We start from the raw sequence: 16,188 nt of genomic DNA, 5'->3' as shown, positions 1-16,188 counted from the left end.
CCCCGGCCGCGTTCCACCGCTCGACCAGACCGGCCACCTGCGCCACGTCCCCGGAGATCACCGTGATGCCCGGCCCCGCTTCCACGGCCACGCACACACCGTCCGCGCCGACCTCGCCAAGGGCCGCCCGAACGGTCCCGGCGTCCAGCAGGACCGAGGCCATCGCACCACCGGAGATGGTGGACAGCAGCGCCGACCGGCGGCAGATGACCTTCGCGCCGTCGGCCGGGCTGAGCACCCCGGCCACCACCGCCGCGGCCACCTCCCCCAGCGACTGCCCGATCACCGCCGCCGGCACCACCCCCCACGACCGCCACAGCGCCGCCAACGCCACCTGCACCCCGAACAGCGCGGGCTGGATCCGCTCGATGCCCGTCAACTCCCCCGGCCCGGCGATCATCTCGCGCAGCGACAGACCGGACTCCGCCCGGACCAGCGGCTCGAGCTCGTCGACGGCGGCTGCGAACACCGGCTCGGACGCCAGCAGCGCGCGGCCCATTCCGGGCCGCTGCGAGCCCTGCCCCGTGAACACCAACACCGGCCCCGCATGATCGGGCGGCAGCACAGGGACACCCGTCACCACCCGCTCCCGCCCGGCCAGCTCACCGCGCGTACCCGCCACCACCGCGAGCCGGTGGTCGGCGTGCCGGCGCCGGACCGCCAGCGTGTGCGCGACGTCGGCGAGATCGCACTCCGCGCCGTCACCCTCGATCCAGGCGCCCAGCCGCTCCGCCCCCGCCGACAGCGCACCCGCCGATCCGGCCGAGACCAGGAACAGCCGGGCCTGCGACGCCCGCGCCCGCCGCGACGGCCCGGACGGCGCGGCCTCCAGGATCGTATGGGCGTTGGTGCCGGTCACCCCGTAGGAGCAGACCGCCGCCAGCCGGGCCGCGCCGGCCACCGGCCAATCGGTGAGATCGGTCGGGACGAACAGCCGCGACTCCTCCGCGCGCGGAATCGCGGGATTCCAGACCTCGAAACCGCGGTTCGGCGGAACCCGCCCGCGCCGCAGGCACTCCACCGCCTTGATGACCCCGGCGATCCCCGACACTGGCTCGCTGTGCCCGATGTTCGTCTTGACCGAGCCCAGCGCGCACCTGCCGCGCCCCTGGCCGTACACCGCCTGGATCGAGGTGTACTCGATCGGATCGCCCAACGCCGTACCCGGCCCGTGCGCCTCGACCAAACCCACGTCACCAGGATCGACCCCGGCCCTGGCGACCGCCTCCCGGAACACCCGCTGCTGCAGGTCCGTCGACGGCGCCGTCAATCGGCCGGCCTGCCCGTCGTTGTTCACCGCACTGCCGCGGATCACCGCCAGCACCCGGGCGCCCGCCTCCAACGCGTCCTCCAATCGTTGGAGGACCAGCACCCCGGCGCCCTCGCCGCGCACATACCCGTCCGCGCGCGCGTCGAAAGCGAGACACGCCCCCCGCTCCGACAGCAGCAGCGGCGCCTCGAAATAGTGCGTCTCCGGCGACAACATCAGCAGCACCCCGCCCGCGAGCGCCATGTCGCACTCGCCCAACGTCAGCGCCCCGCACGCCACGTCCATCGCCACCAGCCCCGACGAGCAGTGCGTGGACACCACCATCACCGGCCCGCGCAGATCCATCGCGAACGCCACCCGCCCCGCCGCCCCCGCGGTGAAGTTCCCGAACAGGTACGAACTGTTCGGCGCGTCCTCCACCGGCCGCGCCTCACGGAACAGATTGTCCGGGGCGTACGTCCCGACGTACACGCCCGTTCTGGACCCGCGCATCCGGTCCATCGGCACACCCGTGTGCTCCACCGCCTCCCAGGCCACCTCCATCAGCAGCCGGAACTGCGGATCCACCCACCGCTCCTCGTTCGCCGCCACCGAGAACGCCCGCGGATCCCACGACCACACGTCCCCGTCCAGGAAGCAACCCTGCGCCGCCCTCGCCACCAGCCCCGGATCATGCAACGCCGCCAGCCGCGCCGCATCCCACCGGTCGGCCGGCACCGGCCCAGCCGTCTGCCGCCCCTCCGCCGCCAGCCGCCACAACCCCGCGGCCGAATCCACACCTCCGGGGAACCGGCAGCCGACCCCGATCACCGCAATGGATCGCTCCCGCGACGCCGACACGACGGCCTCACTCCGCGTTCGCGCCGGTGCACGACCGCCGGTTCACCGGCGCCTCGTGCCCGTCGACCACCGCACGCTCCGCGCCGCGCTCGAAGCGATGACCACGGCCGCCCAACGGCACCGAGATCCTCGAGCCGTCACCGGCGGGCCGGCGCATCCGGCCTCGACCCGACGGTCCCCCCTCCGGCACCACCGTTGTCACCTCGCCCCGCCCCGCAAGGGCCTGTTCCGACGAGCGCATCCGCGCACTCCTCCCACACAGTCCCGTGCGTCACCCAAAGTGATCGACGCCGCCACCACGGCGGTACTGGCACGCCCATGCGGCGCACCGGACGCGGCGCATCAGAAGGTCGGAGTCATGAGGACCCCTACGAGGGTCGGCAGCGCGGGAACAGCTTCATAATATAACACTATGTAGTCATATACTCACAGTACGCACATGGACACCCGGCGCCCGGGGCGTGGCACCTCCAGCGAGCTCCACCGACTCGCCCGCAGGGATACGCCCACCGACACGTTGCGACAACTCCAGGAAACGATCCGACCGACGCAGCGCTCATGGTTGACATTCCTTCACCAGGCGGGCACTGTCGAAGCGCCAACAACTTTAGTTGATGAGATTCGCGCTTCGTTAACGATCATCTGCTGGAGGTGACGCTCATGACCACACCCACCTCGTCGTCCGCCACCAACCAGAACGTCCCCGCACCAAGAACACGCGGCCACGACGACCCCGACCAGCGGGCGCGCGAAGTCGGCCTCAACCGACTGCGCGCCGTACTGACGGCCCTCGGCGTCCGGACACGCCTCACCCGGCCCCGCAACCGCATCTGGCGGCTGCGAGTCCACAAGAACGGCTGGCACGAGACCGTGATGTGCGCGGGAAGCGAAGGAACCTACGCCTACGTCACCGCCCACGGACGCCTCCTCGGCCCGACCAGCGACGTCCAGTCCATCGCCCGCCTGCTCGTCTGGATGCTGGACCACCAGCAGCGATGACCTCAGCCGACCTCACCCCGCCCGGCCCGGACGCCGACACCACCCCCAGTGCCGGCGTCCGACAAGCCGACGAACAACGGCAACAGCAACTCGCCGCACTGCGCGGCATCGCCGACCACCAGACCCGCCAACTCCTCGACGGACGACTCGCCTGGACGGCATGGCTCAACCTGGCCGACCGGCACGGACGATTCGGATTCACCAACACACTGCTGATCGGCGCACAGCACGCCGCAGCAACAGAGATCCGGACCTACAACGACTGGCAGGCCCACAGCCGCCAGGTCCGCAAGGGAGAACACGGCATCCGGCTCATCTCCCGCCAGGACGTCCCGTACTCCGGATTCGACATCACCCAAACCGACGGCCCCGCCCTCGACAGCACCCCGCCCACCCAGCCCGCTCCGACATCCGACGCGCTCGAACGACTCCTGCGAGTCGCCGCCGACCTGGGGGTCTACGTCGACCGGGGAACCTGGCCCTACCTGGGACGCCCCAACCGCCGAATCGTCCTCCCAGGCGAACTCGACGACGAACTCGCCCTGACCGTCATGGCCCACCAGCTCAGCCACGTCCTTCAAAGCGGCGAACACCCCGACCCGGATCCCCAGACACCCTGCCGAGGCGTCCGCCGCGTCCGCGCCGACTCGATCGCCTACCTCACCCTGACCCACCTCGGAGCCGACCCCGGCGAGATCCGCTTCCCCCTCATCAGCTCCTGGGCCGGAACCGACCCTCGAGCGCCTGCTCTGAACGCGGCCAGCAACACCGCCACACAGATCGTCCGTGCATCCCAGCAGATCCGCCGTCGCCTGGAGTCCTCACCACCAACACCCCCAGCCCCTTCCGCAACCCCAACCGCAACGGCCCGAGCAGCACCCGAACCTCAACCGAAGGACCTGGTCAAGGCCCTAGCCCAAGCACACGACTACTTCCGCGCACGCCTCCCGGACAGCTGGGTGCCCAAGTACCTGACCGAACGCGGCATCCCCCCAGCGGCCCTGGACACATGGACCATCGGATACGCCCCCACCCAAGGCATGCTCGAACACCTCAAGACCCTCGGCTTCACCGACTCCACGCTCCAAGACGCCGGACTCACCCGCGACACCGGCAACAGACGACGGCCCCTGTTCAGCGACCGACTCGTCCTCCCCCTCCGAACGCCGGACGGCACAGTGGTCGGCTTCATCGGCCGCCGACCCGACACCGGCCGCGGACCCAAGTACCTCAACACCCCCACCACCAGCCTGTTCAACAAGAGCCAAACCCTGTTCGGCCTCCACGAACACCGCGACCGGCTGAGCACCGGAGCCCGTCCACTCCTGGTCGAAGGCCCCCTGGACGTCATCGCCGTCGCCACAGCCGCCCCAGACGGCCTCGCACCACTCGCTCCCTGCGGCACCACGCTCACCACCGAGCACCTGGCGATCCTCCACCGCCACGCCGACCTCGACACCGTCGGCCTGGTCCTCGCACTGGACGGCGACGCCCCCGGACAACGCGCGATGCTGCGCACCTGGAAGACACTCCTGCAGGTCAACGGGCCCATCGACGCCGTCATTCTTCCCAAAGACCAGGACCCGGCCGACATTCTGCGCTACCAAGGATCTGTGAACGTACACGAAGCACTACGATCCGTGGTTCCCCTGGCTGACCTGGTCGTGGACGCACAGATCGACCGTTTCGGAGGAACGCTCGACCACGCCGAGCACCAGGTGGCCGCTGCCCGCGCCGCCGCCGGCCTCATCGCCCAGATGCCCCAGAGCGAGATCACCCGCCAGGTCCCCCGAGTGGCCACGGCAACCGGAGTTCCCTCCAACATCGTCACCACCCTGGTCGCCGACGCCATCAGCCCGGACATCCCGGCACCGCCCGCCCCCGAACACAGCCCCCTCCCCGGCAGGACGTCCCCCACTTCCACGCACCGCCCGTCCCGTCGCCCCAGCCGCTAACGCAGCCAAGCCACAGGAGACCACCCGTGAGTGAGAACCACCATCCCGACCCGTTCGCCGAGGCCCTCACCCTCAGCGGCCAGCGCATGGTGCAGCTGATCACCGTCACCGCAGCGCTCAAGCAGGGCCACGACGCTCTCACCCGCCGGATGAACAAGGCGCGCCAAGCTCGAGACGATGCGGCAGTACGCCGCGAAGACACCGCGCTCCGTGCGATGCGCGACGAAGCTCGAGCCCGCTGGGCCCCTGCACACGACCGCGAGTGGCTACAGCAGGCCGACCTCTACGAGACCGGACGATCCTGGGCTGCGGCGAACCCCTACATCGACAGCCTCACCTCGGCTCGATCCGCTGCCGACAAATGTGAAGCTCGGCTCCGAGAGCTCCACCCGTACGCGATGCAGCGCTATGACGAACTTCGCGCCGAGGGGAGGGAACGGCTGGAGGCCATGCGGGAATCCGCCCCCTTCTTCACCCGCGCACCACACAGTCGCCCCGGTGACCCGCCGATACCTCGTGCAGCCTTGTCTGAGGGTGATGGCGCCACCTGGGCGGCGAACCCGCACGGCCCGACTCGAACGGACCTTGAAGCAGTCCGGCAGCGCGAACGTGCTCGTGACATCGCCGACACGCTTCGCAGCAAAGCTGGCGAGAAAGGCCATGTCCCAAGCCCGATCGAGTTGCGCACCATGCTCGAGGTAGCCACCAACCTCCCCGAGAACGTCATCGCCGAGGCAGTGCCTCTCCACTCCGAACGCAGAGCCGGAAGCGGCATCGACACTCCAGAGGCCGCACTCTCCGATACTGCGTTTCCCTTCACGATCGACGAGGTCCTCGCGATGCCCACCGCAGTTCCCAACGGCCGACCGACCAATGATCGACACTCCGCTCAGATCTCCGAGCGGACCCGCCAACTCAACCACTGAACGAAACGGAGGCACGCCATGCCGCTCCCCTCGGGTGGAACCGGGCTCGCGCTCGTGCTCACCGCGGTCATCGTCCTGGCGCTCATCGCGTTCCTGCCCACACTCATCGCGGCGGTTCGCGGCGCCGAGATCGCGGACGTCCTGGTCCTCTTCCTGCTCAACATCCTGGCCTGTCCGACGATCATCGGCTGGTTCATCCTGCTGGGATTCGCCGTCAAGTGGCCCACTCGTAGGGACCTCACCGCCGTCCTTCCCACGGCTCAGCCGGCACCGCAACAACCGGCATCAAAGGCCCCCGGCATTGGGCAGTACCGCAGCTTCGGGCGTCACCCCTCACCTGCCAGCGAGCTCAGCCCCCACAGATCTCCTCGAATCCTTCACCTGAAGCCGGACTACTCCAGGGACGAACGACGCAGGTAAACGGCAGGCACCTCCCGGCTTGACCACTACCCATCGCCCGCAACAGCTCGTCGAGAAACATCGAGCCACGCTGCCGAAGGTCGAGCGGCGCAAGCGTCCACACGGGCTGCAAGCAACTGGACGACCAGAAGTTGCTGTGCGGGATCCTGTTCGTCCTGCACCAGGATCCGGTGGGGACTCCTGCCTCAGGAGCTGGGGTTCGGGTCGGGCTTACGTGCAGGCGCGCCCGGCCGAATTGCACCAGGCGGATGTCGCCGATCGGGGCTACGACCACGACAAGCACCGGCGACTGGTCTGGAATCGAGGCATCAACCGGTCAGCGCCCAGCGCAAGCCCTCGCACGGCTCCGGCCTGGGCGTCCACCGCTACATCATCGAATGCACCATCGGCCTACTCCGCTGGACAGCGGAGATTACCTGCGCACCCGCCGCGGTGGCGCGACCTCGGGACCGCGCGGCATGTCCGGCCGGGTACACCTGTAAGCCCGGCAGACCAGAACAAGCCCGGACCGGTTCCCCGCCTGCCGCGGACCTTGCCGATCGGTGACGAGGGAATAGCCAACACGTCAGCCCTAAGGCACTTTTTGTCTGCCTGACAAAAAGCTACCGTCATCGCATGACCAACGACCACTGGACACCACCGGCCGTGATGCTCGCGGTCGACCTGGTGATCTTGACGTTGCGAGATTCGCGTTTGCACGTCCTGCTCGTTGAGCGTGGCGTCGAACCGTACAAGGGTGCCTGGGCGTTGCCGGGCGGCTTCCTGCGTCACGCCGAGGAGGACCTCACCGCTGCCGCTCATCGTGAACTGGCGGAGGAGGCCGCCATGGACGCAGAGGCGCTGCATCTGGAGCATCTGGACGTCTACGGCACTCCGGGGCGTGATCCGCGCGGACGGGTAGTCTCCGTCGCCTACCTGGCGGTCGCTCCTGGACTTCCCGAGCCGACGGCCGGCACGGACGCGGTAGGCGCCCGCTGGCAGCACACCGATCAGGTGCTCTGCGGAGAGCTGGTACTGGCCTTCGACCACCAGAAGATCGTGGAGGACGGCGTCGAGCGCGCGCGAGCAAAGCTCGAACGATCGTCCTTGGCGACGGCGTTCTGCGGCCCGACCTTCACGATCACCGAGCTTCAGCGGGTCTACGAGGCGGTCTGGGGGATGCCGCTCGACCCTCGCAATTTCTATCGCAAGGTCCAGAAATCCAGCGGCTTCATCCTCGCGGCGGACACCGGTCGCAAGGTCACGACCGGACGGCCTGCTCGGCTGTTCAAGGCGGGCCGACGCAAGGACTTGTCTCCCCCCATGGTCCGGCCGACCGAATCTCCCGACACAAAGGGGTCAGAAGGATGAGCGACAGCACGATCGTTGTGCTCACGGCACTGGATGTCGAGTACGACGCTGTCCGTGAGAAGCTGCGCAGCCCCCTGCTGCATCGGCATCCGCAGGGCACCCGCTTCGAAGTCGGCCGACTCAACGATGGGCGGTGCCGCATAGCTCTGGGGCTCGTCGGCAAGGGCAATCAATCTGCGGCGGTGCTGGCCGAACGTGCCATCGCCGAGTTCTCCCCTGTGGCACTTCTGTTCGTGGGGGTGGCGGGAGCCTTGCACTCCCACATCGCTCTGGGCGACGTGGTCGTGGCGACCCATATCTACGCCTTCCACGGTGGGACGAGCGAGGACGACGGCTTCAAGAGTCGTCCCCGTGTCTGGGAGGTGTCGCATGGCGCCGACCAGATCGCCCGGCACATTGCCCGTGGGCGCTCCTGGACGGGGAACGGACGTGCGAAACGCCGCCTGCCGGAAGTGCATTTCGGGCCCATCGCGGCCGGCGAGGTGGTGCTCAACTCCACGATCTCAGCACACGCCGACTGGATCCGGGGGCACTACAACGATGCGCTGGCGATCGAGATGGAAGGGGCCGGTGTTGCCCAGGCGGCACATCTGAACAGTTCGCTTCCGGTGGTCGTGATCCGGGGCGTCAGTGATCGGGCCGACGGCACCAAGGAGACCACCGACCGCGAGCGATGGCAGCCGCGAGCCGTGGCGAACGCGGCGGCATTCACCGCCGCCCTGGCAGAGAACCTCACGACGGACGAACCGAACCGCCAACAGCCCGAGACAACCGCAACGCCGGGGAGCTCGCAGATGAGTGAGGCAGTCCGCAACATCGCCAAGGGCAACGCGAGGGTGGGTGTGCAGGCCGGGCACGTTCATGGCGGTGTCCGGATCGAGGGCGAGAAGGCCACACTGGCAAGTCCTCTCGAAGCCATCGCGGACCTGGCCTCCCGGCTTGAGCAGGCCCGAGACGCAGGGCTCATCGACGAGGACACGTTCCGCGCTGCGCGCGCCGAGCTCGACGATGCCCGCGAAGCCCTGCAAACCACCCCGCAGAACACGAGTGCGGTGGCACTCGCGCTGAAGAAGTTGCGCGGACTCGTCGGAGACGTGGCCGCCTTGGCAACCGAGGTGGCGAGCGTGTTGGGCCTCGTTCGGAGCCTGTCATGACCGAGCCCGAGGCGACCACGGCCAACTACGCCGAGGCTCATGCCTACGTCGGGGTGCAGACAGGGATCGTCCACGGCGATGTCAATATCTACTCGCCTCCCCCAGGCGCGTCTCCTTCCGAGAGGTTCGAGTTCGGCGTCAGCGCGCTCGACGGCGGCATACCGGGCAAAGCCCGGGAGCTGATCGGCGAGGCGGTGTTGGCTGCTGGTCTCACCGGCAACAGGGTGTGCTTCCACTGGCAACTCGCCCTCGTAAGTGGGAGGACATGGAATGAGATGCCGCAGGAGGACATCGCGGCGCTCCGCCATGCACCGATCGGCTGTGACCTCACCGGCGGAGACGCCTGGGCCGATGGTGCGAAGACCGTCATCCGTCTCCTGGATGCCGCGGGGCAGCCCGACACGGATCTCCGCCCGTTGCTGAAGGACTTCGACGGTCTCGGTGACCCTCAACGTGGCATGATCCTCCGGCATCTGGAGCCGTTCCTCGACGGGCCACTGAAGGATGAGATGTGGAGCCGTGCTCTGGAAGAGGCTCAGCGTGATCAGATGGCGGAAGACCGCAGCGAACGAGTATGGAAGTTCTTCGAGCCAGACCCTGCTCCGCCTCGGGTCCGTCCGGTCCGACCGCCGGACATACCGACCAGCACCTGGGTCCAGGGTATGGTCGCCGCGGTCGTCTTGTTCGCCACAGCGGTCAACATGGCAAATCTGCTGGTACGGGACCTTCAGTTGTTCACGTTACTTGTGTTCTTGCTGGGTATCGGCGGTGGACTCTGCGCTGCACGCGCGGGCGCCGAATGGCACTTCCTCACCGAGAGGCGGCTGACAAAGGACAAGGAGTACAGACAGCCTCGAGAGCATGCACCTCGTACGAAAGCCGATGGCTTCGTCGGCAAGGTGGACCAGCACTTCGATCGCTACTTCGCCAAGTACGTGCCACGCAACACGAGCCGCTCCGACTGGCTGACCGGCACAGCAGGGATCCGCAGGAGCATCCGAAACGAGATTGTCGAGGTCTATCGGGAACAGCGCACCGGCGCGGAAGAGATCACCTGGTTGATCCGATACCGGGTGAGTGAGGTCCGTCGACAGTGGGAGCAGAGAACGCTGTGGGACTACCAGCGGGAACTTGCAGCCCCGCCGGCCATCAAGGTGGTGACCCTACTCGGCCTCGCCGTCCTCACCAGTGGGACGATCTGGACAGTGGGATTTGCAGTTTGGACCTCACCCGCAAGCGCAATCGGGTCCATGCTCTTGGCGCTGCCGGCCGGGGCGACCGCTGTCCGTGCCTGGCTGCGGATCACCATGGAGCGTCGACGGTACGCGGCCGACAATGCCGAGGCGGCCAAGATCCAGGAGGGCTGCGACGCGGCCTACCAACGCTGGAAGCTCAAACTCGCCGACAAGCCGACCGACCCGGACATGGCCGTCTGGCTGGACCGCGACCGAAAAGTGCTGTTGAACGAGGCGCTACACCACTACGGCCTGAGCATGAGCGACATGATCGCGCACGCCTTCATCGAAGCTCCTGGGTCCCCGACCAAGCGTGCACGGGTCCGCAACGGGCCTCGGCGCTACACGCGCTATCGCTTGCTCCTCTTCCTCCTCACCAGGGATGGGGTACGCCAGCTCAATGCTGACCTCGACTTCAAGCGGGGCACCTTCCACGACCGGAACCGCACCAACTACCGCTACGAAGCCGTTGCAGCCGTCCGGGTACGCCAAGCCGACGATGGCGACCACAGTTTTGAACTCGCCCTCGTCAACGGAGAGTTGGTCAAGGCGGAGATGTTGGCCGCCGCGATGGAGGAACTCCATGTAGACGAGACCTCCGCCACAGTGTCTGAGACGACGCTGGACGCCGCCGGTCTGGGCCACACCCTCCATGTCATGGAGGGGATCGCAGCAGAGGGCAAGCTGTGGATCGAACAGGCACGCCGCCGAAGGGCACAGCCATGAGGTCACGCGGCCGCATGGGGAACCCCACGCCGCCGAAGAGTGACGAGGCCACAACGACTTGGCGACCGCGTCTCCTTCTCCGCTGGCGCCATAGAGGTCCCTACGAGGCCGTGAGGAGTTCGGTTGCGTCTTCCTCTCTCCGGTTGGCCGCACGGGCTCCCAGCAGGAGGACGAGCAGCGCGGCGATGGTCGCGAGCAGCGTTGTGGTTGCAATCGCCAGCGCTGCGTGACCGGGGCCGTCAGCCTCCGTGAGCGGGCCGACGAGCAGGAGCGCGATGGGCGCCAAGGCGTAGGCGGGCACAATGCTCCAGCTGTTCACGCGGGCGAGCATCTCAACAGGAAGCGTCTTTTGGAGCTGGGTCAGCCAAAGGACCAGGAAGACCGCTTTGGCAACACCTGATGCCACCATTGTCGCTGCGATGACTGGGGACGGGGTCGTGATGCCGACGGCCAGCAACGGTGCTCCGGCGAAGGTCAGGAGGACGATCCCGACGGTGACCGGGCGACGTGGTTTCCAGCGGACTGCCAGGACCGCCCCGGCAAGAGCGCCAAAGGCTTCGCAGGCGCCGATGATTCCCCAGGTCCTGGCGCTGCGGCCATGCTCTGACATGAACAGCGGTCCGATGACGTCAGTGAGCGTCGCGGTGGCGATGACGGCGGCGGTGAACTGCAGCGCCGTGGCCCACATCCAGGGGTGGGCGGCGAAATGCTTCCAGCCAGCGGCCAGTTCGGAAATCGGGCCGGGCGCTTTCGTCCTACGAAGGGGAACCTTGAGCCGTAGCAGCAAGGCAGCACTGACAAGGCACAGCACGGCTTTGAGAACGGCTGCCGATGCCGCACCGAACGACCCCACCACCGCTCCTGCTGCGGCCAGGCCGACTAGTGCGCCGACCGCCTCGGTCTGGCCTACAAGGGCGTTTCCAGCATGCCGCTCCGCACCGGGGAGCAGGTCGGCGACGATGCCTCGAACGGTCGGCAGGAAAACGAAGAACGCCGTCCCCGACAGCAAGGCCAGGACACACAACACGGCCGTGGGGGTGCGGCCGTCGAGCAGGCACACACCGATGGCCAGCCACGTGGCGCTCGCGGTGAGTTCGGCGGCGGCAAGGACATGGTGACGCTTGAAACGGTCCCCCAGAACTCCGCCCGCCAGAATCAAAAGGGCCGGCAAAGCCTTGCACGCTGCCACAAGGGAAATCGCGCTGGCGCCGTAACCGTTCGCCTTCATGCCCCAGACGAGCGCCACCTGCCCGAACCCGAGCCCGGCCGACGAGAGGAGTCGCGCCGCGAGGAGCGGGGCGACGGCCGGATTGGAGAGCAGGCGGAACGCGGTCACCGTCCGTCCTTGGCGAGATGGGCGATGAGGAACGCGGCGGTCTCGGAGTATGCGCGCAACTCGTTGGCTTGCGTGGCGAAGCCATGCCCCTCGTCGGGAAAGACCTCGTAGCGGACCTGGACACCACGGTTACGGAGCCGCTCGACGAGATTGTCGGACTCGGCGCGCGGGACCCGCGGGTCCCGGGCTCCCTGCAATACGAGCAACGGTGCGTCGATGGCGTCCGCATGGGTGATCGGCGAGTTGGCCAGCAGGCGATCGGCGTCCGTCTCGGGGTTACCCAAGAGGGCGTCGACCACGCTGCGCCAGGTGGGCGGGGCCTCCGAGGCGAGAGTGACGAGATTCGAAGGGCCGCAGATCGAGACGCCCGCAGCCCAGCGGTGCGGCAGGCGCGCGAGGCAGGACAGCGCGGCGAACCCGCCATAGGAGCCGCCGAAGACCGCGACCCGGTCGACGTCCAGATCGGGCCGGGTGTGCAAGTAGCGGACGGCGTGGTCCAGATCCTCCAGGTCGATACCGCCCCAGTCACGGTAGATGAGCTTCTGGTGGACCCGGCCGTAGCCGGTTGAACCTGCGATGTTGGGGGCGAACACCGCGATCCCGTGATGGAGCAGGTGCTGGTAGAGGGCCGCATATCGCGGACGTTCCTGGCCCTCGGGCCCACCATGAATCGACAACAGCACCGGATGAGGACCCGGAGTCGTGGGCCGGTAGACGAACGCGTGGACATCGCGCCCGCCGGACGAGGGGTAGGTAATCAACTCGGGCTCGACCGGGGCGACCGAACGGAGCGCCGACGGTCTGCCGTCGGTAAGACGGCGCGAAGCGCCCTCGTCCAAATCGACCAGCAGGATCTCCTCCGGGCGCGATGGCGAATCCAGCAACATCGCCGCCATCCGGCCGTCCTCCGACAGGCTCAACGTCGAGATCACACCGCTGGGCACGTCAGAAATCCCGGCGGTGCCCTCGGCTCGCCGGACGTACAGGACCGACCGTCCGGCCTCGTTGACGGTCCAGGCGAGCGACCCGCCTGCCGCATCGAGCGTCTCGACGTCCCAATCGTATTGGGAGACCGGGCTCAGGGAGTGATCGTCCAACCGGTAGAAGGCCGCCGCTGTGAATCCCCACAGGTCGGTCAGCAGGTAAAAGCCGGAAGAATCCGGGGCCCAGCACATTGGCTCGTACAGAGCCGTTCCGTGCTCATTGGTGACGCACTGCGGCCTGTCGTCCGGACGGGCGAGGTCGACCAGGTACGCGCCGACATCGGTGTTGGAGCGGAAGCCCGACACCAACACCCAACGAGCGTCCGGGGAGAGCATCACAGGCGTGAAAGCGACCCCCTCCTCGGGCTCGATCCGCTGCACATCACCTGTTGCCAGGTCCCGAATCAGCAGATCCTGGACAGCCGGATCACGGTCATTGGCCGCGTACAGGAGACGACGACCCTCCGAATCGAAGGGGCGCCGCGCGATGATGCACTGGCAGTCCTGGCCTGAGACGATCGGGATCGGAGCGTCGCCATCGAGCCCGACCCGGAAGATGCCGTACTGCTCATCACCCTCGAAATCCGCGGTGAACACCACAGCGGCGCCGTCCGGCGTCCAGGCGGCCTGGCGAACGATCCGTCCAGGCATCTGCGCGAGTTTGCGTGCGGGGTCCCCAGTCGTCGGCACCGTCCACAACGCGGAAGTGCCGCCCGCGTTGCTCGAGAAGGCGAGGCGGTCGCCCTGCGGAGCGAAGGCCAAAGCACGCTGGAACCGCTGGTGGGGAACAAAGTCCTGATACTGGAACGAGGGCATGCCGCTCCTGACATTGGTGTGGAGTGAGCTACTTGATCCAGCCGCGGCGGACCGCCGCGGCACCGGCCGCGAAGCGGGAAACGGCTCCCAGCTCTTCGCGGATCATGGTGAATCGCCGCCGGACCGTCGTTGTGCTGATCTTCAGCCGACGAGCGATGGCGTCGTCATCTGCGCCTTGGGCCAGCAGTGCCAGCACCGCGCGGAGGTCTTCGCTGAGCGGGTTGTCGGACTGCACGGCTCCGACCGGCGTCGCCCGCTCCCACAACATCTCGAAGTACTCGCGTAGCGCCGCGACGATGACCGGTGAGCGAACGAGGACCGCGCCCGTCATGCCGGTCGGCCCGAGAGGGAGCAGCGCCACACTCGCGTCGGCAAGTTTCATCTTCATCCCGACACCGGGCAGCAGCCGGGCTTCCTCACCGAGCTCGGCGGCACCAATGATGTTCTCGGTGACGATGGGATGATCGGCCCAGCGGCTCTCGTAGATGGTGCGACTCCGCACGCCCTTCCGGAGGGCGGACGGCGGTTCGATGATCACGGTTTCGTCGATCGGGCCCTCGGTCAGGTAGCTCTCCAGCGTCAGCCAGTCGCGCCGTGCCGCGTTCACCAGGGCACCGGACAGCCGCGTGATCTCCTCAGGGTCGGTGACGACCTCGATCAGTCCGCGGGACGAGCCTTGCCCGCTCGCCGATGGAGTGGGGATGTACTCGACCAAGCGGCGATGACCGACCAGCAGCCGTTCATGCTCGTTGCTCAGCCGCTGGTTGATCTCGACCAGCACAGCCTGGAGCGCCAGGTGCGGCGGCGCCGGGAACAACCGAGGCGCCTCCCCCGGTTCCGGCCCCCGGTAGGCCATCCCCCGGTCAAGCAATGCAGAGACGACCTCTGCACTCCCCAGCGTCGCGTGCTCCTCCTCTGGGGGGCACCCCTGCCCATCGAGCAACACTCGGTAGGCGTTGTACAACTCGTCCGGGACGATGCCCTCCAGTAGACGCGCTGCCACCTCTGGCCCGTCCGCCACATCGCTCCTCTGACGCTCAGCCCAATCGGAGTCACGTAGCGTAACAGGACGGTGACGCGCGTGGGCGGTTCTAGCCACAGACCAAAACTGATCACGTCCGGGCGACGAAGGTGAGACGCCCACTGGATCCCCGAACCACGAGGCACTCCGGCCACTCGCGACTCAGCACCCCCGAGGACTTCGCGAGACCACTTCCTGTCTTGACGACTTTGAGCGTGGCTTCCGACCTGGCCGTTCGGCTTCCATCTAGGCAATCGCCCAGCGACAGGAGACACCGTGAGCCATCAGCCTCAGGCCAGCACCACGACCAGCCTCATTCCGGCTTCAGACCCGTCCAACCACCCGCCCCTCGACTCCGTCGAAGCGGACTCGATCCGCAGACCGCCCAGGCAGCGTCTTCTCCATAGCATCGCCCGCCCTCTCCACTGCGGAATCGATGGCTCCTTCGCCGCCGACTGGCTTCGCACGGCCTTCGCCGAGGCACTCATCGAAGACGAACGCCTCCCCGACGTCGTCACCACTCACCACGACCTGGCCCTCATCCTTCGGGGCCACCGCGCCGACGGGACCAACGGGGCATTCGATGGTCGGCTGTCCGTCTTCGACACCCTGGAAGACTCCATCGAACATCTCGAGGCCAAAGCCGACAGGGTTCGCGCAGGCCTCCCGGTACCGACCACCATCTGGGTCACCACGCTCGGCGACAACACCGACGTGATCCACCAGACGATCGACTATTGGGCCGGCCTCGACCTCATCGCCCTGCTCCGCGGCCACTGGCCCCACGGCCCCAACCGCCGCCCACACCCCGCCCACTGGCCCACGACCATCACCCACGCGTTCAGCGCCCAACCCCTGCAAGATGCACTTGCTGCCCTCCAGCCGCCGAGCTGACCGACCAACCGCCAAGAGCTCTGTCACACGAAGCCCCGCAGACCGAAGACGGCCCGAGGCTTCCCGTCGCGGCAATACCAGCCCCCGGGCAGCGCACGGAGTTCGCTGCCCTATTGCGTCGATCAACCGGTTTGGAGATGCTCCTATGGATGTCAAGCGGCGAGTTCAAGATCGTTTGATGTGATGAGTTGGTAGAGCTCGCGGGCGATGTAGCGTTTGAGGCAGCGGATGATCTCCTTTTTGGTCATGCCTTGTTGGGTGCG

11 protein-coding genes and 1 pseudogene are annotated in these 16,188 nt (G+C 67.6%); 8 read left to right on the top strand and 4 right to left on the bottom strand.

Annotation, left to right across the window (positions count from 1 at the left end):
- Nucleotides 1–16: 16 nt before the first annotated feature.
- Nucleotides 17–2,080: pseudogene (locus EBO15_RS46795) on the bottom strand (type I polyketide synthase); the annotation flags it as partial.
- A 690-nt stretch (nucleotides 2,081–2,770) separates the two neighbouring features.
- Between EBO15_RS46795 and EBO15_RS14510 the strand changes: the two are divergent.
- The 7 genes from EBO15_RS14510 to EBO15_RS14480 all read left to right on the top strand — a co-directional run bounded on the left by EBO15_RS14510 (nucleotide 2,771) and on the right by EBO15_RS14480 (nucleotide 10,875).
- Complete coding sequence (locus EBO15_RS14510; protein ID WP_122194911.1) at nucleotides 2,771–3,109, top strand: hypothetical protein; 339 nt, start codon at nucleotides 2,771–2,773, stop codon at nucleotides 3,107–3,109.
- On the top strand, nucleotides 3,106–5,064 hold the full coding sequence (locus EBO15_RS14505; RefSeq protein ID WP_122194910.1) for a toprim domain-containing protein: 1,959 nt from the start codon (nucleotides 3,106–3,108) through the stop codon (nucleotides 5,062–5,064). Before EBO15_RS14510 ends, EBO15_RS14505 begins: the two co-directional genes overlap by 4 nt.
- 26 nt (nucleotides 5,065–5,090) lie before the next feature.
- Entirely contained in the window at nucleotides 5,091–5,990 is a 900-nt protein-coding gene (locus EBO15_RS14500; RefSeq protein ID WP_122194909.1) for a hypothetical protein, read from the top strand.
- 18 nt (nucleotides 5,991–6,008) lie between these two features.
- Complete coding sequence (locus EBO15_RS14495) at nucleotides 6,009–6,410, top strand: superinfection immunity protein (protein ID WP_122194908.1); 402 nt, start codon at nucleotides 6,009–6,011, stop codon at nucleotides 6,408–6,410.
- Between the two features lie 615 nt (nucleotides 6,411–7,025).
- Nucleotides 7,026–7,760, top strand: a complete 735-nt coding sequence (locus tag EBO15_RS14490) for an NUDIX hydrolase (protein ID WP_122194907.1) — start codon at nucleotides 7,026–7,028, stop codon at nucleotides 7,758–7,760.
- A complete protein-coding gene (locus EBO15_RS14485) occupies nucleotides 7,757–8,914 on the top strand; it encodes a 5'-methylthioadenosine/S-adenosylhomocysteine nucleosidase (RefSeq protein WP_122194906.1) in 1,158 nt (385 codons plus the stop codon). Before EBO15_RS14490 ends, EBO15_RS14485 begins: the two co-directional genes overlap by 4 nt.
- Nucleotides 8,911–10,875 carry a hypothetical protein gene (locus tag EBO15_RS14480; RefSeq protein ID WP_122194905.1) on the top strand — a complete coding sequence of 655 codons (1,965 nt, stop codon included), beginning with the start codon at nucleotides 8,911–8,913 and terminating at the stop codon, nucleotides 10,873–10,875. The genes EBO15_RS14485 and EBO15_RS14480 overlap by 4 nt, the downstream gene beginning before the upstream one ends.
- 100 nt (nucleotides 10,876–10,975) lie before the next feature.
- Here EBO15_RS14480 and EBO15_RS14475 read toward each other — a convergent pair whose 3' ends face one another.
- From EBO15_RS14475 to EBO15_RS14465, 3 genes are read right to left on the bottom strand one after another with little or no spacing between them, the layout of a single operon-like run.
- A complete protein-coding gene (locus tag EBO15_RS14475; RefSeq protein WP_158628227.1) occupies nucleotides 10,976–12,211 on the bottom strand; it encodes an MFS transporter in 1,236 nt (411 codons plus the stop codon).
- Nucleotides 12,208–14,010, bottom strand: a complete 1,803-nt coding sequence (locus tag EBO15_RS14470; RefSeq protein ID WP_122194903.1) for a S9 family peptidase — start codon at nucleotides 14,008–14,010, stop codon at nucleotides 12,208–12,210. Before EBO15_RS14470 ends, EBO15_RS14475 begins: the two co-directional genes overlap by 4 nt.
- 28 nt (nucleotides 14,011–14,038) lie before the next feature.
- Nucleotides 14,039–15,031: a LuxR C-terminal-related transcriptional regulator gene (locus EBO15_RS14465; RefSeq protein ID WP_147481498.1), complete on the bottom strand. Its 993-nt coding sequence runs from the start codon at nucleotides 15,029–15,031 to the stop codon at nucleotides 14,039–14,041.
- A gap of 276 nt (nucleotides 15,032–15,307) precedes the next feature.
- Between EBO15_RS14465 and EBO15_RS14460 the strand changes: the two genes are divergently transcribed.
- The gene (locus EBO15_RS14460; protein ID WP_122194901.1) at nucleotides 15,308–15,925 is read left to right on the top strand and encodes a hypothetical protein; all 618 of its coding nucleotides are present in this window, start codon (nucleotides 15,308–15,310) and stop codon (nucleotides 15,923–15,925) included.
- Nucleotides 15,926–16,188 lie beyond the last annotated feature (263 nt).

This window comes from Actinomadura harenae, assembly GCF_003696215.1.
Taxonomy (GTDB): domain Bacteria; phylum Actinomycetota; class Actinomycetes; order Streptosporangiales; family Streptosporangiaceae; genus Spirillospora; species Spirillospora harenae.
This window is presented reverse-complemented; position numbering and strand designations above follow the sequence as displayed.